Annotated in this window: 5 protein-coding genes; 2 read left to right on the top strand and 3 right to left on the bottom strand. The window is 49.1% G+C overall.

The window, feature by feature from the left end; all coding sequences use genetic code 11:
• Positions 1–39 precede the first annotated feature (39 nt).
• From ACQY73_RS14110 to ACQY73_RS14100, 3 genes are all read right to left on the bottom strand, one after another.
• Positions 40–4,962, bottom strand: a complete 4,923-nt coding sequence (locus ACQY73_RS14110; RefSeq protein ID WP_428667121.1) for a hypothetical protein — start codon at positions 4,960–4,962, stop codon at positions 40–42.
• 70 nt (positions 4,963–5,032) lie between these two features.
• Positions 5,033–16,276, bottom strand: a complete 11,244-nt coding sequence (locus ACQY73_RS14105; protein ID WP_428667119.1) for an FG-GAP-like repeat-containing protein — start codon at positions 16,274–16,276, stop codon at positions 5,033–5,035.
• Between the two features lie 470 nt (positions 16,277–16,746).
• Positions 16,747–19,056, bottom strand: a complete 2,310-nt coding sequence (locus ACQY73_RS14100; RefSeq protein ID WP_428667117.1) for a DUF11 domain-containing protein — start codon at positions 19,054–19,056, stop codon at positions 16,747–16,749.
• Between the two features lie 717 nt (positions 19,057–19,773).
• On the opposite strand from ACQY73_RS14100, the gene ACQY73_RS14095 reads away from it, so the two are divergent.
• Together ACQY73_RS14095 and ACQY73_RS14090 are read left to right on the top strand one after the other, a co-directional pair.
• Positions 19,774–20,475, top strand: a complete 702-nt coding sequence (locus ACQY73_RS14095) for a LytR/AlgR family response regulator transcription factor (RefSeq protein ID WP_428667115.1) — start codon at positions 19,774–19,776, stop codon at positions 20,473–20,475.
• A 56-nt stretch (positions 20,476–20,531) separates the two neighbouring features.
• Positions 20,532–22,559: a tetratricopeptide repeat-containing sensor histidine kinase gene (locus ACQY73_RS14090; protein ID WP_428667113.1), complete on the top strand. Its 2,028-nt coding sequence runs from the start codon at positions 20,532–20,534 to the stop codon at positions 22,557–22,559.
• Positions 22,560–22,660 lie beyond the last annotated feature (101 nt).

Below are 22,660 nucleotides of genomic sequence, written 5' to 3'. Positions count from 1 at the left end.
AAGCCCACTTGGTTTTGCCAAGTGGGCTTGTGAATCCAACTAACGAGGTACTACCGAGTAACGGCCGTTGTTCTTCTTCCAAATCACGCTGTCTAAGAAATTGACGTCAGCGTCCATGTTGAAGTCACCGTAGAGGTATTTGTCAAAGAAACCGCTTTCACCTTTCCACAACTGCGAATCATTGAAGTTGATGTCATAGTTATCAGTAAACGTGTCTTTCTTACCGTCAGCAGCGTGCATCATCCATTTGCCATTTACTTGGATTTGCCCAAACGATGGCGGGTTGTTAATAACGTAGCTGTCCTGTTGGGTAAAGTCGAAGTTGAGCGTATTGCTCTGCACTTTTACTTTTCCTGACATCACTCCCATGTGGTTGCGGTGCTCAATGACGAGATAGTAGTTACCCGTTGGCAGACTATAACACGCGTCTGTGAAGGTAATGTGTCCGTCGTCGTGTAACAGGGCCGCTTTGCGCAACACGGTTGAGGTAACCGAAAGCGAATCAGTACGTAATGAAACCAATACCCAATCCACCACGGTGGCAGCGTAGGTGATACTTGGTTTACCCTCAGTACCGGTGTAGTTCCAGGGAGCACCCGTATACGGTTGACCCACAGGCGTATCCACCCCGAATGGCCCTACGTGGGTTTGACCCGGCAATAATCCGCGTTGATTGAGCATTGTACCCATTTTACCGGTAGCAGAATCATACGGTCCTTCGAGCAGCACTTTCAGATTCAACGTCACACAAACCGTTGCGGAGGCATCGGCCAAATCCGGCAAGCCGTCACCGTCGCTGTCCGGCAGGGTGTATTTACCTGTACCGTCCAAAACGCCGATCTCCTGTGTATCCGGGATGTTGTCGCCATCATCGTCCGTATCGGTGGCGTTTGGTGTACCGTCGTTATCGGTATCCAACACTTTGCCCGGTGCTTCCGCCGTATCCAAGATGCCATCGCCGTCATCGTCCGTATCGGTCGCATTTGGTATGCCGTCGTTGTCGGTGTCAAGCGGTTTGGGATCCTGCGTATCCAAGATGCCATCATCGTCATCGTCGGTATCGGTTACGTCAGGGATCGTGTCGCCGTCGGTGTCTTTGGCATCGCCGTAAACTGTCGGTGCACCGTCCAACACGCCTATGATTCCGTCATGGTCAGGGTCGCAATTGGTGCTGCAAATAACTTGACCTGTCGTGGGGTCGAAGATCGACGAAGGCAATCCTGCACTCACACCATCAGGAGTGGTACCGTTGAGGGCATCGTAAGGATCTTTTTTGCCGTCGCTGTCTTTGTCACCCAAGCTGCCCAGAGCAGTAATGGCTGTCGGAATGGCTCCCGTCGTTGGATTGATCGTACCGTCGGCAATACCGTTACCATCGGCGTCGGCCAAACCCGCTTCCGCTACATCGTTGATGCCGTCATTGTCACTATCCAAATCAAGGTAGTTTGGAATGGTGTCGCCGTCGGTGTCGCAAGTAGCGGCTGCCGGAGAACAGGCGGCGTTTTCGACCGTATCCAAAATACCGTCACCGTCGTCGTCCAAATCCAAATCATCCGAAATGCCGTCGCCGTCGGTGTCTTTGGCATCACCGTAAACTGTCGGTGCACCATCGACCACACCCACAATTCCATCATGGTCAGGGTCGCAATTGGTGCTGCAAATAACTTGACCGGTCGTTGGGTTGAAAATCGACGAAGGCAGTCCTGCACTCACACCGTCCGGAGTGGTACCGTTGAGGGCATCGTAGGGATCTTTCTTGCCGTCGCTGTCTTTGTCACCCAAGCTGCCCAGAGCGGTAATTGCTCCCGGAATCGCACCCGTAGTCGGACTCACTACTCCATCGGCAATACCGTTGCCATCGGCATCAGCTAATCCCGCTTCCACTACATCGTTGATGCCGTCATTGTCACTATCCAAATCAAGGTAGTTTGGAATGGTGTCGCCGTCGGTGTCGCAAGTAGCGGCTGCCGGAGAACAGGCGGCGTTTTCGACCGTATCCAAAATACCGTCACCGTCGTCATCCAAATCCAAATCATCCGAAATGCCGTCGCCGTCGGTGTCTTTGGCATCGCCGTAAACTGTCGGTGCACCGTCCAACACGCCTATGATTCCGTCTTTGTCAGGATCACAATTGGTGCTGCAAATCACCTGACCGGTCGTTGGGTCGAAGATCGACGGAGGCAATCCTGCACTCACACCATCCGGAGTGGTACCGTTGAGGGCATCGTAAGGATCTTTCTTGCCGTCGCTGTCTTTGTCACCCAAGCTGCCCAGAGCAGTAATGGCTGTCGAAATGGCTCCCGTCGTTGGATTGATCGTACCGTCGGCAATACCGTTGCCGTCGGCGTCGGCCAAACCTGCTTCCGCTACATCGTTGATACCGTCGTTGTCGCTGTCGAGGTCGAGGGAGTTAGGGATGCTGTCACCATCGGTGTCGCAACTCGCGGCAGAAGGTGAGCAGGCGGCGTTTTCGACCGTATCCAAAATACCGTCACCGTCGTCATCCAAATCCAAATCATCCGAAATGCTGTCGCCGTCGGTGTCTTTGGCATCGCCGTAAACTGTCGGTGCACCATCTAATACACCCACGATTCCGTCATGGTCAGGGTCGCAATTGGTGCTGCAAATCACCTGACCGGTCGTGGGATCGAAGATCGACGAAGGCAATCCTGCACCCACGCCGTCCGGAGTGGTACCGTTCAGAGCATCGTAGGGATCTTTCTTGCCGTCGCTGTCTTTGTCACCCAAGCTGCCCAGAGCGGTAATTGCTCCCGGAATCGCGCCCGTAGTCGGACTCACTACTCCATCGGCAATACCGTTGCCATCCGCATCGGCCAAACCTGCTTCCGCTACATCGTTGATGCCGTCGTTGTCGCTGTCCAAGTCGAGGGAGTTAGGGATGCTGTCACCATCGGTGTCGCAACTCGCGGCAGAAGGTGAGCAGGCGGCGTTTTCGACCGTATCCAAAATACCGTCACCGTCGTCGTCCAAATCCAAATCATCCGAAATGCCGTCGCCGTCGGTGTCTTTGGCATCGCCGTAAACTGTCGGTGCACCGTCCAACACGCCTATGATTCCGTCTTTGTCAGGATCACAATTGGTGCTGCAAATCACCTGACCGGTCGTTGGGTCGAAGATCGACGAAGGCAATCCTGCACTCACACCATCAGGAGTGGTACCGTTGAGGGCATCGTAAGGATCTTTTTTGCCGTCGCTGTCTTTGTCACCCAAGCTGCCCAGAGCAGTAATGGCTGTCGGAATCGCTCCTGTGGTTGGATTGATCGTGCCATCGGCAATACCGTTGCCATCGGCGTCGGCCAAACCCGCTTCCACTACATCGTTGATGCCGTCATTGTCACTATCCAAATCAAGGTAGTTTGGAATGGTGTCGCCGTCGGTGTCGCAAGTAGCGGCTGCCGGAGAACAGGCGGCGTTTTCGACCGTATCCAAAATACCGTCACCGTCGTCATCCAAATCATCCGAAATGCCGTCGCCGTCGGTGTCTTTGGCATCGCCGTAAACTGTCGGTGCACCGTCCAACACGCCTATGATTCCGTCTTTGTCAGGATCACAGTTGGTGCTGCAAATCACCTGACCGGTCGTGGGATCGAAGATCGACGAAGGCAATCCTGCACCCACGCCGTCCGGAGTGGTACCGTTGAGGGCATCGTAAGGATCTTTTTTGCCGTCGCTGTCTTTGTCACCTAAGCTGCCCAGAGCAGTAATGGCTGTCGAAATGGCTCCCGTCGTTGGATTGATCGTACCGTCGGCAATACCGTTGCCGTCGGCGTCGGCCAAACCTGCTTCCGCTACATCGTTGATGCCGTCGTTGTCGCTGTCGAGGTCGAGGGAGTTAGGGATGCTGTCACCATCGGTGTCGCAACTCGCGGCAGAAGGTGAGCAGGCGGCGTTTTCGACCGTATCCAAAATACCGTCACCGTCGTCGTCCAAATCCAAATCATCCGAAATGCCGTCGCCGTCGGTGTCTTTGGCATCACCGTAAACTGTCGGTGCACCATCGACCACACCCACAATTCCATCATGGTCAGGGTCGCAATTGGTGCTGCAAATCACCTGACCTGTCGTTGGGTTGAAGATCGACGAAGGCAATCCTGCACCCACGCCGTCAGGAGTGGTACCGTTCAGAGCATCGTAAGGATCTTTTTTGCCGTCGCTGTCTTTGTCACCTAAGCTGCCCAGAGCGGTAATTGCTCCCGGAATCGCGCCCGTAGTCGGACTCACTACTCCATCGGCAATACCGTTGCCGTCGGCATCGGCCAAACCTGCTTCCGCTACATCGTTGATACCGTCGTTGTCGCTGTCGAGGTCGAGGGAGTTAGGGATGCTGTCACCATCGGTGTCGCAACTCGCGGCAGAAGGTGAGCAGGCGGCGTTTTCGACCGTATCCAAAATACCGTCACCGTCGTCGTCCGTATCGGTCACATCAGGAATGGTGTCACCGTCGGTGTCAAGTGCAGTTGCATTTACCTTTAATTTAGGCTGGAGATTGTTGTTATTGGGCGAGTCGTTAAACGCGGCAAAGTTACTTACCGGTTGCACATTGATATTGGTCACTTCAAAACCCGGCGACAGTGCTGTCCCGATAACTTGAAGTGTAATATTTCCGCCGCCAAAAGCAGGAATCGCCGCAGTATTGCTGCCGCGCCATGTATCCGCTCCCAAATAGGTCCAGGTAAATAAAGCCCCTCCTCCTCCGGCAGGAATGGTCGTCCCGTCTGTGGAATAGTAGTTATTAGCGGTACTTATGGTCAATTCGATTGACCCTGCCGGAATTGGGCTTGACCCTGAATTTGAAAAACTAACTGTCAAAAGCGCGGTTTGCCCCACATCAACGCTGCCGGGTACGAAATTGGCCCCCGTAATGGCCGGTTCTGCATATTGAGCAATGAGGTTAGTCAGAGTAAGCAGAACAAAAAGAAAACTCAAAATGATATTTTTCATCAGATTATTCATTTACAGTTCAAAAAAATATCAGGGATTTCCACCGGAAACCCCTGATAACGAACATCTTTTAGTTCTGTACAGACATGCTTACCACAGAAACATTGTTATTACTATTCACTTCTCCCCCTGAATTAGGAGTAACGTTGGTAGTAATACTCGCCGTTGTACCTGCGATAGTTGCCGTTACGCTGATAGCTACTCTGCTTCTGCCACCTGCCGGAATTACCACGCCTGCTTTAGAAGTAAACAGGAGCCCGGTACCGGTGTTGGTCATCGTCCATGAGGTGTTATTGACCGTTTCCGTAGTGATGACAGTTGTTGTTGTCAAAGTAGGACTGAAGTCAAACGTAAACCCGGCAGCTGATGGAACAAAGAAGGCAATCGTTCCGGTGGTTGGGTCATTTTTGATTTCATTGATGTTGATTATCACCATCTTTGAATCCCCAACATTGAACGTCATACTTCCAAACGTAGCATTAGGGAATAAGTCCGGTTGTCCAACAATCGTGCTTGGTACATCACCGTAAACTGTCGGCGCACCGTCTAACACTCCTGCGATTCCGTCTTTATCAGGATCGCAATTGGTGCTGCAAATAACTTGACCGGTCGTTGGGTTGAAGATCGACGAAGGTAATCCTGTGCTCACGCCGTCCGGGGTGGTACCGTTCAGAGCATCGTAAGGATCTTTTTTGCCGTCGCTGTCTTTGTCGCCTAAGCTGCCAATCGCCGTGATCGCTCCCGGAATCGCACCCGTAGTCGGACTCACTACTCCATCAGCAATACCGTTGCCATCGGCATCAGCTAATCCCGCTTCCACTACGTCATTGATGCCGTCATTGTCACTATCCAAATCAAGGTAGTTTGGAACGCCGTCGCCGTCGGTATCGCAGGTGGCCGAAGCCGGAGAACAGGCGGCGTTTTCAACCGTGTCGGCAATGCCGTCACCGTCGTCGTCTGTGTCCAGATCATCCGAAATGCCGTCATTGTCGGTGTCTTTGGCGTCACCGTAAACTGTCGGTGCACCATCCAACACACCCACGATTCCGTCATGGTCAGGGTCGCAGTTAGTGCTGCAAATAACTTGACCTGTCGTTGGGTTGAAGATCGACGAAGGCAATCCTGCACTCACGCCGTCCGGGGTGGTACCGTTCAGAGCATCGTAGGGATCTTTCTTGCCGTCGCTGTCTTTGTCACCCAAGCTGCCCAGAGCAGTAATCGCTCCCGGAATCGCACCCGTAGTCGGACTCACTACTCCATCGGCAATACCGTTGCCATCGGCATCAGCTAATCCCGCTTCTACTACATCGTTGATGCCGTCATTGTCACTATCCAAATCAAGGTAGTTTGGAACGCCGTCGCCGTCGGTGTCGCAGGTGGCCGAAGCCGGAGAACAGGCGGCGTTTTCAACCGTGTCGGCAATGCCGTCACCGTCGTCGTCTGTGTCCAGATCATCTGAAATACCGTCACCATCTGCGTCTTTGGCATCACCGTAAACTGTCGGTGCACCATCTAATACACCCACGATTCCGTCATGGTCAGGGTCGCAGTTGGTGCTGCAAATAACTTGACCGGTCGTTGGGTTGAAGATCGACGAAGGTAATCCTGTGCTCACGCCGTCCGGGGTGGTACCGTTCAGAGCATCGTAAGGATCTTTTTTGCCGTCGCTGTCTTTGTCGCCTAAGCTGCCAATCGCCGTGATCGCTCCCGGAATCGCACCCGTAGTCGGACTCACTACTCCATCAGCAATACCGTTGCCATCGGCATCAGCTAATCCCGCTTCCACTACGTCATTGATGCCGTCATTGTCACTATCCAAATCAAGGTAGTTTGGAACGCCGTCGCCGTCGGTATCGCAGGTGGCCGAAGCCGGAGAACAGGCGGCGTTTTCAACCGTGTCGGCAATGCCGTCACCGTCGTCGTCTGTGTCAACATTATCCGGGATGGTGTCACCGTCGTTATCGGCACACGCCTGAATCGTTACTACAACAACAACTGAGGCCGGGCTGTAGCAAGTGTTGGTTGCGTCAAAATAGAATGCGTAGTAAGTATTGGCGGTGGCTAATGTAGGAGAGCCATAAGCAGTACCCGTGTGCGCATTGTTGGTGAACCAAACCAGCGTTGTATTTGCCGGGGTTGTGCTCGTAACCAAACTGTTCAGGTTGACCGTAGCAGCAGGACAGGTATTTGTGGCAGTAGTTGCTGACAGTACAGGAGCTTTCGTTCCTGCGTTACAGATAATAAAGCCGCAAGATAAAAATGTACTCTCCGTTGCGCCTGTACCCGTTGCAAACTTCGTAGGTATGTTCGTAAAGACCGGCGTAAGCGCAAAGCTACCGCCTGAAGTGGCTAAATAAACATAAATACCATTCTGAGCCGCACTTCCGTCATCAAGGGTGGTTATGTAGTCCGCGATGCCGTCGTTGTTGACATCCGTAAAGTAGCTTTGCCGCGCACTTGTGTAATTGGCAAACTTGCCGTTGTCGCCGGCGGGTGTCGTCGTTACCAATGTGACCACAGCGGTTGTCTGGAACGTACCGTCACCGTTGTTGAGGTAGGCCCAGATTTGAGGGGTGCCGTCAAAGCTCTCAGCGTGAAGGTAGTCGAGGTCGCTATCGCCATCCACATCGGCAAATTGTGAGTATTCGCTGCTTGCCGAACCTGATGACTTGGAACCTCCTGAATTTTGAATATCCGCATCAAATACCGGAGTGGATTGGAATGTACCATCGCCGTTGCCCAGCCAAGCCGTCATGTGATTGGGGTCAAAAGTTCCGACCAAATCAATCGAACCGTCGTTGTTAATGTCGGCCACAAGGAATGATTCCGAGGCTGATACACCACTTGTATGACGGACACTAATGGTGGAACCGGTTAGGCTTGAGGTAATTCTGGTTTTGACAAACGTACCATCGCCGTTACCGAGATACACATGGATTTTATCATCATCGCCCGAGAAGATATAATCGATCTTTCCGTCGTTGTTGGCATCGCCCATCCAGCCTTGTTCTTCGGCCGACTGTCCCGCAAAGATCTTTCCGTCCGTACCGCTTTGCATTCCTGTCGTAACAATAGACGTCGTTTGGAACGTGCCGTTGCCATTGTTCAGATAGACATAAATGCTGTTGCTATTGTTTTCCGTTACGTGAATCAGGTCTTTGAAACCGTCATTGTTTACGTCTGCATTGTAGGTAGAAGCAGTAGCATCATCCCCAAATACTTCCGTGCCGTTGCCGTCGCGGTCAAAGCCCGAGATAGTGACACTGCTGGCGGTGCTAAACGTACCATCACCATTAGATGCCCAAGCCGAAATACCCAACGACGACGAGTTTGACGAATTCGCATTGTCGTCTCCGTGAATAAACGCCAAGCCCACGTCACAGGTCACAACAGTCAACTCACGCCCAAAGGTGAACACATCGCCGTTTTTAAAGTTATAAGTGGCTTGCTGACCGTTTAATGCTACTTCATCGATTGTTCCGGTGGCAAAGTTTCCATCGCCATCGGTATCCACCAACATGTAGGTAGCATTTGAGCCCAATTTTACCGTTACCGTACCCACTGTACCTGTTTCCTGCACTTTCCAGAACCGATTCATCCGTTTGAAAGGCTGCACAGGAGAGAACGATGTTGGATTATAAACAGTAGAGAAACCGATGGACTGGCCGTTATCACCCCAAAGCATGAAGCTCCTGTCGGCGGCAAAACTGTCCGCATTCGTTGCATTATCAACGGCAATACTACCCAATCCAATAATTGGTTGGAGACCGGTATTGACAGATTTCGATTGCTTTTGGAGTAATGTACTCGAGGCATCTTTACCAATCCCTGCTATATTGTTATTATAGCTACTATTGGTTGTCGAGTTCCAGATCACAGTTCCATCGGAGGCGATGTAGTTTCTGCCGGTTGCTGACCCTGCATCATTTACCATCGTTATGCCATATTTAATGGCCAGATAGGTATTGATCTTATCAATATCCGCGGCCGTCGTCTGATAGGTATTGTAGCCGATTATTTCCGCTATTGTACCCGAAAAGCCCTCGCTGCTGCCATTGTAACCAATCTCCAAGGTCGTTCCCACCGTCAGAGCAGTATTGCCGGTTCTGGTATTGATGTTGCCACCTTTGATATAGTTCTTAATGGCACCGCCGCTACCGGCCGCTAAATTGTTGAATGCGGAGGTAATCAAATCCACACCGCCGGCAGTAGGTACGTAGGTTTGGTGATACCCATTGTCCTGAAAGGCTGTGCCATCCAGGTCCATTCCAACATCTGAGGATCTGATTTCGAATGTTGGGAAATCACCCACACCGCTATTGTGCATCTCCGCGACCGTGTATTTTCCCGTTACGACAGATGGCTGCACCACGTAATAAAACGTCATGGGTGAGTTGGTCGCAAACAAGGTCGGATTGGCGGCCGTTTTTTCAAGTCCTTGGTTATTTGCTGCGTTAAAGGCAAGTCCGGGGTTGAAGTTGATCGAATTCGAGGTAAATGAAGGTTGTTTGCTCGCCGTTGACTGCGCGACTGATAAGCCGGGCGAAGCCTGATTTGTCCAACTTGTGACAGACGACCCTGTTTTAGTAACTCCGAGGTCCGCTTTTAACCATAACTGCAAGCCTGTACTTACTCCACCCGGTGCAACTGTAACGGGAGTGTTACATCCTGCGAGCCACGCATAGGAGGTGTTGGTGTTTTCGTAGAGCCACAACAAATCTAACTTGCCATCACCGTCTAAGTCAGCAATGTGGCTGCTCTCCGTTGGTGTGAAGCCTCCTAAAGCTACGGTTCCCGTGCCGTTTGCGACACTGTTGCCGGTGAAGGTTCCTATGTCTTTAATGGCCGCAGTAGCAAACGTACCGTCACCATTTCCCTTCCAGATATATGCACCGGCAGTAGGCACAGAGGGGCCGGCATCAAATAACCAGACAATGTCCAGCTTGCCGTCACCATCCGCATCCACAAGGTGTGTACTCTCGTTGCCGGAAAAGCCGATGGCTAAGTTGTTATTACCACCGGCACCGGTGTAGCCGGTTTTAATAATTGCCGTATGTTGGAAGGTGCCATCGCCATTACCCAACCAGACGTAAGTTCGGTTTTGCGACTCATAAGCCCACAGGATATCCGCTTTGCCATCGTTGTTGAAATCGGCTAAATGGGTGCTTTCGGTAGCAGTAATGCCGCCAAAAGCTACTGTTGTGCCTCCACTGGAGCTGCCTTGTGCAACGCCATTGGCAGTAAAGGTGCCTGAGCCGATGTCTTTGATCGCAGCGGTGGCAAACGTACCATCGCCGTTTCCTTTCCAGTAATATACACCGGCGTTGGCAACCGTGACGCTGGCATCATATAACCAAACGACATCGATCTTGCCATCACCATCTATATCCGCCATGTGTGTACTCTCGTTACCTGAAATACCAATCGACATTACGCCATTAGGTCCGCCGGTGTAACCGTTCTTGACAATGGCCGCGTGTTGGAACGTACCGTCACCATTCCCCAACCAAACGATCGAACGATTGGTGCTTTCGTGCAGCCAGATCAAATCAAGGTTTCCATCACCGTTGGCGTCGGCAATGAACGTACTTTCATAAGCACTTGTTCCACCCAGACCAATGTTGTTGGTGCCCTGTTGCAGGCCGTTGGCCGTAAAGGTGCCGACATCTTTGGTCACATCAGTGGCAAAGGTTCCATCCCCAAGACCTTTCCAGATATATACCCCGGCAACGGCAGGAGTAGTCATGCCGCCGTCAAATGCCCAGACCAGGTCCTTTTTGCCATCTTTATCAATGTCGACAAGGAACGTGCTTTCGTTGTCCGTCTCGCCGGGATTCATTTTATTGCCGATCCCGCCGGTATAGCCGGTCTTGTAAACCGCTTCTTTTCTCCAGATGCCCGAACTACCGCTAAAGCAAGGGTTCGAAACCGGCGAAGCGCTCGGCGTCAAGCCGTCAACCATATCGTAGGTATTGGAAGCAATTTTGGCCGGAACTGTCCCCGGAGCAGTACATCCTGCGAGCCACGCATAGGAGGTGTTTGTATTTTCAAAAAGCCATAATAAATCTAACTTGCCATCACCGTCTAAGTCAGCTATATGACTGCTTTCCGTTGCCGTGAAACCTCCTAAAGCCACATTTCCCGTACCGTTTGCTACACTATTTCCGGTGAAAGTGCCGATGTCTTGGATGGCAGCGGTCGCAAAAGTGCCATCGCCATTTCCCCGCCAGATGTATGCACCGGCATTTCCGACTGCCGGACCGGCATCAAATAACCAGATAATGTCCAGTTTGCCGTCACCATCAGCATCCGCAATGTGTGTACTCTCGTTGCCGGAAAAGCCGATGGACATTACATTACCGGAACCGGCCGTGTAACCGGTTTTAACAATGCCTGTATGTTGGAAGGTACCATCTCCATTGCCTAACCAGACAAAGGTTCGGTTTTGAGATTCATGCGCCCACAAAATATCCGCTTTGCCATCGCCGTTAAAGTCAGCCAGATGCGTGCTTTCCGAGGCGCTAATGCCGCCAAAAGCTACTGTTGTGCCTCCACTGGAGCTGCCTTGCGCAACGCCATTGGCAGTAAAGGTGCCTGAGCCGATGTCTTTGATCGCAGCGGTGGCAAACGTACCATCGCCGTTTCCTTTCCAGTAATACACACCGGCGTTGGCAACCGTGACGCTGGCATCATATAACCAAACGACATCGATCTTGCCATCACCATCTATATCCACCATGTGGGTACTCTCAGTGGCGGAGAGGCCAATCGACATTACGCCATTAGGTCCGCCGGTGTAGCCGTTCTTGACAATGGCCGCGTGTTGGAACGTACCGTCACCATTCCCCAACCAAACGATCGAACGATTAGTGGTTTCGTGCAGCCAGATCAAATCAAGGTTTCCATCGCCGTTAGCGTCGGCAATAAATGTACTCTCCGTAGCACTCGTTCCTCCCAGACCGATATTGTTGGTGCCCTGTAGCAGACCGTTGGCCGTAAAGGTGCCGACATCTTTTGTCACGGCAGTGGCAAAGGTTCCATCCCCAAGACCTTTCCAGATATATACCCCGGCAACGGCAGGAGTAGTCATGCCGCCGTCAAATGCCCAGACCAGGTCCTTTTTGCCATCCTTGTCAATGTCGACAAGGAATGTACTTTCGTTGTCTGTCTCGCCGGGATTCATTTTATTGCCGATCCCGCCGGTATAACCGGTCTTGTACACCGCTTCTCTTTTCCATATTCCCGAAGTGCCCGAAAAGCAAGGATTCGGTACCAGCAAAGCGCCAGGCGTCAAACCATCGACCATATCGTAGGTATTGGAAGCAATTCCTCCGGCACCTGTAGAATAGTGTCTCCAATCGACCTCACTTCCTGTAGCGGGATAGTAGGTCAATACACCACCTGTGGCAATATTTGCTCCTGCCGGACCAAAGAGCGCCGGGTTTTTGTCGGTCTTGGTGTTATCATCCAACCCATCTTGGTCGGCATCGGTATTCACTTTCGTGATAGCTGCCTCCTGCGTATCCAAGGTGGTATCATTGTCCGAATTGGTATCCAGATAATCAGCATTGTCGGTTCCATCGGTATTGATGGGTGTTAAGCCGGTTGTACCGTAAGCTACCAAGCGTCCCTGTGCATCGACCGAAGTGCCGGGTACTGTATATCCCGCTGTGGTTTGGGCTTCTACATTGTCGGGAATGCCGTCGCCGTCGGAGTCGAGGTCGAGGTGGTTCAGAAGACCGTCGCCGTCCAAATCCTTATCCGGGATGTTTATCAAATAACTGAAAACCTGATTGGCCGTATTGATCCCAATACCTAAAACCAGATTATCGGCATGGGCTGCGCTTGTGTTATCTGAATTGGTGGCCGTAAAGGTGCCGGTATTGATGGTTCCCGTATTGAGATTTTCTTCGTGTATAGCACCACCCGCTACAAAGTAATAGCCAAAAACACTGTTGCCTGTGCCAATGTCTACGCCAATGAAGCGTCCTTCAGCAAAGGCTGCCCGGGTATTATCGGAATTGGCGGCTGTAAAGGTGCCTGAATTGACCGTGCCGGTATTGAGGTTTTCTTCTTCCAGTGCGCCACTGCCATCGGGTTTGAGGTAATACCCGAACACCTGACCGGTGGTACCTTTTCCAAGTCCCAAAAGCCGCCCATCCAGCAATGCCGCCCGGGTATTGACGGAGTTGGCAGCGGTAAACGAGGCGGTATTTAAGTTGCCGGAATTGAAGTGTTCTTCGACAACGGCTCCTGTGGAGGTTACATAATACCCAAACGTGTTGCTTGCGTTTACGATAAGCCCCAAAAACCGATGTTCAAAGAACGCCAGGGTGGAGTTATCAGTATTGGCAGCAGTATAGAGGTTGGCCAACAGGTTGCCGTTATTAAGGAGTTCTTCGGAAATACCGGCAATAGGCAATTCCTTGGCATCGAATATCCCATCATTGTCATCGTCCAAATCGGCGGTATCGAATACGCCGTCTCCGTCGGTGTCGAGAAGTGGTTCTGTCGAGTCACGGTAATCCACATCGCCTACGTTGCCGGTGTTCGGATAGGTCGTAGCCGGATTGGTGATACCGGCATTGACCGGGCCGAAGGCGTTGTCATTTGTATCAACACTATTGTCCAATCCGTCGTTGTCCGTATCCGAATTGGCCAGCGTCAAAGCCGCCTCCGCCGTATCGTTGCCTTGAGTATTGTCCGAATTGGTGTCCAGATAATCAGCATTGTCAGTTCCATCGGTATTGATGGGTGTTAAGCCGGTTGTACCGTAAGCTACCAAGCGTCCCTGTGCATCGACCGAAGTGCCGGGTACTGTATATCCCGCTGTGGTTTGGGCTTCTACATTGTCGGGAATGCCGTCGCCGTCGGAGTCGAGGTCGAGGTGGTTCAGAATACCGTCGCCATCAATATCCATATCCGGGATGTTCAGTTGATAACTGAAAACCCCGTTGCCGGTATTAATGCCAATGCCTAAAAGCCGACCCTCCAGCAAGGCCGCCCGTGTACTAACGGAATTGGCCGCTGTAAACGTACCCGTATTGATGGTCCCTGTATTCAGATTTTCTTCGTGTACAGCACCACCCGCTACAACATAATAGCCAAAAACACTATTGCCTGTACCAATGTCTATGCCAAGGAAGCGCCCCTCAGCTAAAGCCGCCCGGGTATTATCGGAATTGGCCGCCGTAAACGTGCCTGAATTGATTGTGCCTGTATTCAGATTTTCTTCTTCCAAAGCTCCACTGCCATCAGGTTTGAGGTAATAACCGAAAACGTGGCCGGTGGTACCTTTTCCCAGTCCTAAAAGTCGCCCGTCCAGCAATGCCGCTCGGGTATTGACTGAATTGGCGGCCGTAAACGAGGCGGTATTTAAGTTGCCGGAATTGAAGTGTTCTTCCACAACGGCTCCTGTGGAGGTTACATAATACCCAAACGTATTGTTTGCGTTGACAATAAGTCCCAAGAACCTATGTTCAAAAAACGCCAACGTTGAGTTGTCGCTATTGGCGGTAGTATAAAGGTTGGTTATCACGCCACCGGTATTAAGGTATTGTTCGGAAATACCGGCTACCGGCAATTCCTTGGCATCCAATATTCCGTCATTGTCATCGTCCAAATCAACCAGATCGGCTATGTTGTCGCCGTCAGTATCGATGAAAGGTGTACTTATTGAAGAATTCCTCCAATTAACCTCACTTCCTGTAGCGGGATAGTAGGTCAATACACCACCTGTGGCAATATTTGCTCCTGCCGGACCAAAGAGCGCCGGATTTTTGTCGGTCTTGGTGTTATCATCCAAACCGTCATGATCTGCATCAGCGTTCACTTTTGTAATATCTGCCTCCTGCGCATCCGGAGTGACATCATTGTCCGAATTGGTATCCAGATAATCAGCATTGTCGGTTCCATCGGTATTGATGGGTGTTAAGCCGGTTGTACCGTAAGCTACCAAGCGTCCCTGTGCATCGACCGAAGTGCCGGGTACTGTATATCCCGCTGTGGTTTGGGCTTCTACATTGTCGGGAATGCCGTCGCCGTCGGAGTCGAGGTCGAGGTGGTTCAGAATACCGTCGCCGTCAATGTCGGAATAAACAGACGCCATGAATGTTTCCTCGAAGCCACTGTAACCGATATCATTCAGCGGGAGGCTTTGCGTAACTGCGGCATTAAATGTACCATCTCCTTTTCCGGTATATACATAGATGATATTCGCGATTTCGTTTATCTGCACGATATCGTTGTTTCCATCCCCATTTACATCTCCTAAGAATGATTGCTCAACTGTGGATAGTCCGGCATCAGCTATGGTCATTAACTGCGTTGAGACCGTATTGAATGTTCCGTCTCCAACCCCGGTATATACCCCTATAAAATCAACGAGATCATTAAACGTTACGATATCAAGGATTTTATCATTGTTTACATCGCCCAGGAACGTATTTTCAGAATTGCCTGCACCTACATCCACAATGGTTATATTCTGCGTAACGGGGCCGGTGAATGTTCCGTCTCCATTCCCTGTGTGAACATAAATATGATCGTTCTCATTAACATTGATCAGATCGTTTTTACCATCACCATTTACATCTCCCATGAAGGATTTAGATCCAAGGGAGTACCCGGCAGCAGGTACGGTGATACTTTGACTTACACCGGCCTGAAATGTACCATTTCCAATCGCTTTATAGACCCAAATAGCGTTTGCCAGTGAGTTGTATTCTACGATATCAGCCAATTTGTCGCCGGTTACATCTCCGAGAAATGTCTCCTCAGAAGCCCCTACACCTACGTCGGCAAGGGCCATGCTTTGGGTAATGGCCGGATCGAACGTGCCGTCTCCATTGCCCGGTTGTGTATGGATAAGATCCGTCCCTTCATGCACATGGACAAGGTCACCGATCCCATCTCCGTTTACATCTCCATACATCGAACGTTCGGAAATACTTTGTCCGGCGTCCGGGACATCTACCGGGTTAGTCTTCACCGGTTTAAACGTGCCGTTTCCAATGCCGCCAAAGACATAGACCGCATCTCCTGCCTCGTTGTATGAAAATATATCCATTGGCAACTCTACGATGTCCAATATTCCGTCATTGTCATCGTCTAAATCGATACTGTCGGTTATGCTGTCACCGTCGGTATCCGTTTCAATGGTTAATATCTGATTGGTTACGTCCTTAAGGTAGTTCGTCATACCGGAGATATTATGACCGATTTGGTCCTTCACACCAAAAGTTACTCCCAACATCCACAACGGAATCAGAAGTAACGGACTGATTTTTAATTGATTGAATATAAATGGTTTCATGATTTTGAAACGGGTTTAATGATACAAATAATTTTAACCTCACCTCAGTAGCACAGAGCGCCCTGCCCTTCCTATGTGAAGAAGGTTTGAGATAAGGTTGACCAATAGGCTTGCTTCAACCCGAGCTTAGGTAATACCTGTTTTTTCCAAGAGTCACAAACTCTGTGAATTTCTTCAACGCTGTTCGTCCTTCTTCACCACGTTTCTTCCTGTGCCGAGAGGGAGGCTTTCGGAAAGTAGGTACCGGCAAAAGCCACGGTATCAGCAGATGACTCAGCCATAGTATTACCCAATTCCTCCCTTGACCGGGAGGTGCAGCAGTAGTAGGTCGCTTTTTCATAAGGAACTTGTTTTGGTAAGAATAAAAAAGGTAGTACAGTAAGAATAAGGGATAGATAAAAGGGGTATTATTTTGGAATGGCCTGCCCACAAGTCATTTACGAGGTTAGGGACAGGCCGGCGCAGTTCAATTATTTGAGCAAAACACCATTCTTCTTGGTTTTTTTGACGACGAACGGAATGCACAGGTCGGCGGGGCAGCAATTGCCCGGAATGAATACAATGGGGCAGCAGCCCGAAGCGGGACAAGTTTGATCGGTGGCCGTGAAACTGTAACTTCCTATCTGCGTCACCAGAATCACATTGGTAGTCCCCACCTGCGTAGTAGTACCGTTGAAGGTGCGGTACCAGATCACGTTGGTGTATCTGGCAGGGACCGAAATCTGCGCCGCTTCATTGCTGCAAAGGGCAATCGGCACCGTCACACAGGCATTGTCGGTGATGGGTATAGTCACCGGTTGCCCATCGGTACTTACGACGGCGGCTTCGTTGAGACTCACCCCGGTCGACAGGATCTTGGACTGAACGGTAATGACTATACTATCGCCCGGTGCAATGCGAGCAATCGTCCAAAGGGCAACATTTCCGTTGATCGAAGTGGCCGTCGGTGTCGCACTTACCCATTGCATGGTTGTGGGCAGTGAGTCAACCACTATTACGTTGACTGCCGTGTCAGGTCCTGCATTTTTGATCACCAATTTGAAAGACGCGACGTCTCCGAGCTCGGCCTGTGCGGCAGAAGTGCGGGTTTTCTTAATGGAAAGTGTCACATTGCGTGGTTGGCAAAGTTGGCCCGGACAAAGGGTGAGCTTTTCAAATACCGGTGCCGGTGGTACGGGAGTCAGGGTATAGGTGTTACCCGTGATGCGGACTTCGTTCATGCCGGTTTCCGGAAAATCAACGCCCGTTTGCCAATTGAGGTCAAAACAGGAGGCATTCGTGCTGCCCACGTAGTCAAACTCAATGCAGGCTACGGCTACCCAATCAGCCGTTACCGGCTGCGCCGTTGGAGTGCTGCCCGGAGAGGGAGAATACTTGACGTTGAGCGACACAATTCCCGCCACGCCGCTGACGGCACTTCCCTGTAAATCCTGAGCGGTGTAAGGTAAGGTGGCAAAATTGGCCTGTTGCACAATTTTAGGATTAACTAACAGGGTAGTGTTGTAATTAAAACGGAAATTGGCATCGCCCATCAAAAATGTACTATTGGCGTCTTTGGCTCGCACTTTTACAAGTATCACAGCTTTTTTGGTGACGCAATCAAAGCTTTTAGCGGTGAGTTGGGCGGCGTAACTGCTTGTAGAAGCAACGGTACAATATTGGGTTGGACACAGGGTAAGGTTATTATAAATTGTACCCGATGCGGTGGCTTGAGAAGTATAGGCAAACGGAGATTGGTTGGTCACCGTTATTTGGTTCATGCCGGTAGCCGGCAGGTCGGTGCTTTTTTGCCAATTCAGATCAAAACAAGCCGTAGAGGCATCTCCCGTGAAAGTAAATTCGACCACGCCTACGCTCGTCCAGTTTGTCCCGACCGAAGCGGGAGGACTGCTGCCGGCATATTTTACATTCAATGAAACCAGGCCATTGCTGCCGCTCACACCGCTTCCCTGTAGGTTTTGAGAAGTATAGGCTCCGCCCGAATAATTATTTTGCGCAAAAAGGGTTGGGTTAGAGAGTACTGTCGTGTTGTATCCGAAACGGAAGTTTGCATCACCCATGTTAAAGATACTGTTGGCATCCTTTGCCTTGACCTGCACGTCTACCTGTACCTTTTTAGTAATACAATCAAAATTCTTAACCAATAGTTGTACCCCAAAACTGCCGGTAGAAGGGGTGGGTGTTTGGCAAATTTGACTTGGGCACAGCGTAAGTTTATTAAATACGCCACTTGCTTTGACCGAATGGTTGGTGAACGTCAACGGCGAGGCCGTGGTAACGATGATTTCGCTCATGCCGGTCACAGGCGGTGTTTTATCGGTCTGCCAGGTCAGGTCCACGCAATTGGTGGCCAACGGGGAAACCAGATCAAATTTGAGATCGGCTACGGTCAGCCAGTTGGTGGTGACCAAGGTGGGCAATGACTGCCCTCCATACAGCACATTGAGTGAGACCAACCCATTGGCCGATCCTTGGGTAGAACCCTGTAGATTGAGGCTATAGGTCGAATTGCCGCTGAGAGCTCCCGCATTGGGACTGATGGCCGGATTGGAAAGGGCTAATGAACTGTATCTAAGCCGAAAGTTGGCATCTCCGAGGAGAAAGGTACTGTCGGCATGATTGGCTTTTACCTGTACCTGAAGAGTAACTTTGTTATTGATACAATCGGTTTCTTTCAATACCAATTGTACTGCAAACGAGCCTTTTTGGGCGTACCCCTGCGCCCCGACTCCCAATAGGAATAACAATACTATGCTACTTAGATGTAGTAGTTTTTTCATGATAAAAAAAGATTGTGGAAGAAGTTAAACGTGTATAATGTAGAGAAGGGGTAACTGATAAAAGCCGTGAAGAAGCTGAAAGTCAAACGGTTATTGTTGAGCTTACAGATGAATACCAAAGCACGAAAAATGCTGCGGTAAAGAAGTACCGGACCGGTAACGGAAAAGCTTTTGCATAGTTCTCCCGTCACACCATTTTTTTGATAAATTTGCATGGTGCAAATGCTTTTAAAGTATTTGACATTTTGGGGTAAAAAGCGCAACACACTTTGGTCGGTACGGCGCGCTTTTACCCTTTTTTTATGTGATTACAAAGACATAACTTATAATCGGTCAGTATTTTTTCGCCAATGAGAAAAATGCAATTATGTCGCCGGATGCTTGAAAAAGTGCATGAAGAGTGATCAAATCAGAATAAATTATATCCAAATAGTGTTTCTGGCCTCACAAAATCCCGTTTTCTTCTTATAGGTATATATTTATCTCTATTGAGTATATATTATGGAAATTTGCTTAGTTATTTATCCCTATCAAATAGCATTTAAATAGAATGAAATGGTCGGTTTGCCTAGATAAAATCGTCTATTATTGCAATCAAATGGACGCTATCCGGCATATTTATAAACACTTTGGTATAAATCATGTGGTTTGTTTGTATTAGATTTGTATGTGCAGCTTAATCGTTGCAGTCACCCTAATTCCGCCTTTTGAAAACTCATGAAAAATTATTTACCACTGATTGTCGAAGACGACGAAAGTTCGACTTCGATACTTAGGGAGTATTTGCAAAAACTCCCCTTCCTGCAAAAACCAATTGTCTGCAAAACAGCCTTTGAGGCCTTGGGAGCGCTAAAACAACATTCTTTTGACATGGTCTTTTTGGATATGTACTTACCCGACCTGTCAGGCGAAGAGCTCCTTCAACTTCTCCCCAAACGCCCTCCTACCATTATCACCACTTCCGATCCTAACTTTGCCGTCAATTGTTTCGATTTTGATGTTGCTGATTATTTAATGAAACCCTTTTCATTTTTGCGCTGCGTCAGAGCTGTCAATCGAGCGTTGGAAATGCAGGTATCTGACAACAGTGTTGCCGATGCCCACAGTATTTTTTTGAAAGTGGGCCGCCAATTAAAGCAATTTCACTACAAAGACATTGATTACGTAGAAGCCTTTGGAATCTATTCTAAACTTATCACCCACCACCAGGTTACCGTAGTCAACGAAACCATTACTTCTCTGGAAGAGCGATTGCCTAAGCGTAATTTTGCCCGGGTTCAGAAATCATACATTGTCAATGTGGAGAAAATAGCCACGTATGATACCAAATACCTGCAGCTGGGAACAACTAAAATTCCCATTGGACTAACTTACCGTAATTCTTTGCAAGGTTTTTGGAATTTAATTGACAAAGGCTGAAAATCAATTGTTAGTACCCATTCAAGAGCCTCTACCACACTTTTATTGAAATATACATGCGATCTGTCAATGGTGAAACCCTTCATCAAGGCTTGATTTTGGCCAGTCTTTTGGGGTTATCAATGGCCTTTTATCCCCTGTTTGCCCAAAATAGCTTAAAACCCCTTCCTCAGAACTCTCCTTCTGCTCTTCTAAAACAATACGACTCATTAGCATCAGTATACCTCCATTCCGGAGAAGCTGATAAAATGTATCTTATGGTGCAAAAAGGGTGGAATCTGGCAGTTAAAGATAAAAATGAGCGTTATCAGGGAATTTTCTTATTACAGAGGGCCGGTTATTTTAAGAGAAAATATAATGCTGATTCAGGGCTTTTCTATGCAAATAAAGCCATGCCCATTCTGCAACGGCATAAAGAATGGAAACGGATTTCCCAATTGATGTATCGGAAAAGTACGTTTTATTTGGATAATCAAGACCAGGTAAATGCGGTCAGAGAACTTAGTGCTTTGCTCCATTTCAACGAAAAACACAACGAGCATAGCAGTAACGGAAGCATATATCATCTATTAGCCTTTACTTTTAATCGACTCAATGATACCATCAATGAAAAGAAGTACATATTGAAACATCTGGCGTTGGCTGAGAAACTTAAGTCTGATGGTGATCGAGCATATGCTTACAGTGCGTGGGCATATTTTCTGGGTCGTCAAAAAAAATACCGACTTGCTCAGGTATACCACGCTAAATCATATGCCATTATTAAACTTAAAAAAGAGGATGAACCGATAACGGAAAGTCTACTTTCTATGGGAGAAAATCTCATTATATTAAAAGATTACCCACAGAGCCTTAAGCTGTTGCGCAAGGCAGAAGAAATTTCGCAGAAACATGCTTCTGAATCGGGGTGGAATGCGATTCTTTCCACGAATTATGCCCACATTTCATCCCTTTTTTTGGCTACCGGAAAGCCAAGGGAAGCGCTCAAGTATGCCCGTCGCTCTTTTGCCTTAGTAAAAAATGAGCCATTGCGCTACGAATACTTAATTCGAGCCCTAAAAAATCAGATAGCAGCCCAAAAAGTGTTGGGAAGGCATAAGGATGCCCTCAATTCCTACGAGCAACTGCAAACTGTAACGCAAAGTATTGATGCAAACAAAGACCGGGAAATCGCTAAAAACATTGAAGCAAAATATCAGTTTGAGAAAATAGAGCGGGAAAAAGAATCGGCCGAGAAAAGTTTACAAATCAAAGAATTGGAGTTGCAAAATCAGCAAAAGCAGAGAAAACTGCTTTCAGCGTTATTAGGCCTTTTTGCCCTGTTATTGTGTGGCGGGTTTTGGATCTATCAAAAAAATCAGATTTATAATCACCGAATCAGTAAGAAAAATCAACAATTGGAGGTGCTGAATGAAACGAAAGACAAATTGTTTGGGATCATTGGTCATGATTTACGCGCCCCCGTCGTTGATCTGATCAACACCATTACGCTGCTTGAAAATACCGGTTTGACCGCCGAACAACTATCAGTCCAATCGTCCGTGTTACGAAAAAAAGCCATTACGCTTCAAACGATCCTCAACAATCTGTTGTATTGGGCTTTTTCACAACGACATCTCCTGCGGGCTAACCCACGACGTATTCCGCTGAAAAACAGTATTGAAGAAGCATTGGATTCTCTTAATGGATTGATGCAGGAAAAATCCCTTGAGGTAAAATGGTTGACGGTTCCAAAAAACAGGATCTATGCCGACGAAAATCACGTACAGATTGTTTTATATAACGTACTGCACAATGCCATCAAGTTTTCCCCTTATAATAGTACGATTGAAATCAATGCCACGACGGAAGCTCCTTATGCTGTGTTGCGAGTCAGCAATAAAGGGAAAGAATTTGAGTGGGAAGGTTCTGCCGTGAAACCAATACCTGCCGTATCTCATCAGGGCACTTTAGGAGAAAAAGGCACGGGATTAGGGCTGTTGGTATGTGCAGAATTGATGAAATTAAACCAAGGCACTATTCGGGCTCAGCGAAGACCTACCGAAGGTACCACTATGGTATTGGCATTTTCATCTTCCATTTAGATCGACGGTAGATTTCGCACCATTCATTATTTTGATAGGTACTTACCCGATTGATTGGAGTTAGAATTACCAAAGATGCTTGTTCCGGGAATATGCTTCCA

Origin of the sequence: Runella sp. (assembly GCF_965279615.1) — a bacterium.
Classification (GTDB): Bacteria; Bacteroidota; Bacteroidia; order Cytophagales; family Spirosomataceae; genus Runella.
The sequence above is the reverse complement of the archived record's forward strand: the minus strand, read 5'-3'. Positions and strand labels throughout refer to the sequence as shown.

Bases quoted from the DNA above. Each gene is read 5' to 3' on its own strand.
- ACQY73_RS14090 (WP_428667113.1), top strand. From the start codon at position 20,532: ATGCGATCTGTCAATGGTGAAACCCTTCATCAAGGCTTGATTTTGGCC.
- ACQY73_RS14110 (WP_428667121.1), bottom strand. From the start codon at position 4,962: ATGAAAAATATCATTTTGAGTTTTCTTTTTGTTCTGCTTACTCTGACT.
- ACQY73_RS14100 (WP_428667117.1), bottom strand. From the start codon at position 19,056: ATGAAAAAACTACTACATCTAAGTAGCATAGTATTGTTATTCCTATTG.
- ACQY73_RS14105 (WP_428667119.1), bottom strand. From the start codon at position 16,276: ATGAAACCATTTATATTCAATCAATTAAAAATCAGTCCGTTACTTCTG.
- ACQY73_RS14095 (WP_428667115.1), top strand. From the start codon at position 19,774: ATGAAAAATTATTTACCACTGATTGTCGAAGACGACGAAAGTTCGACT.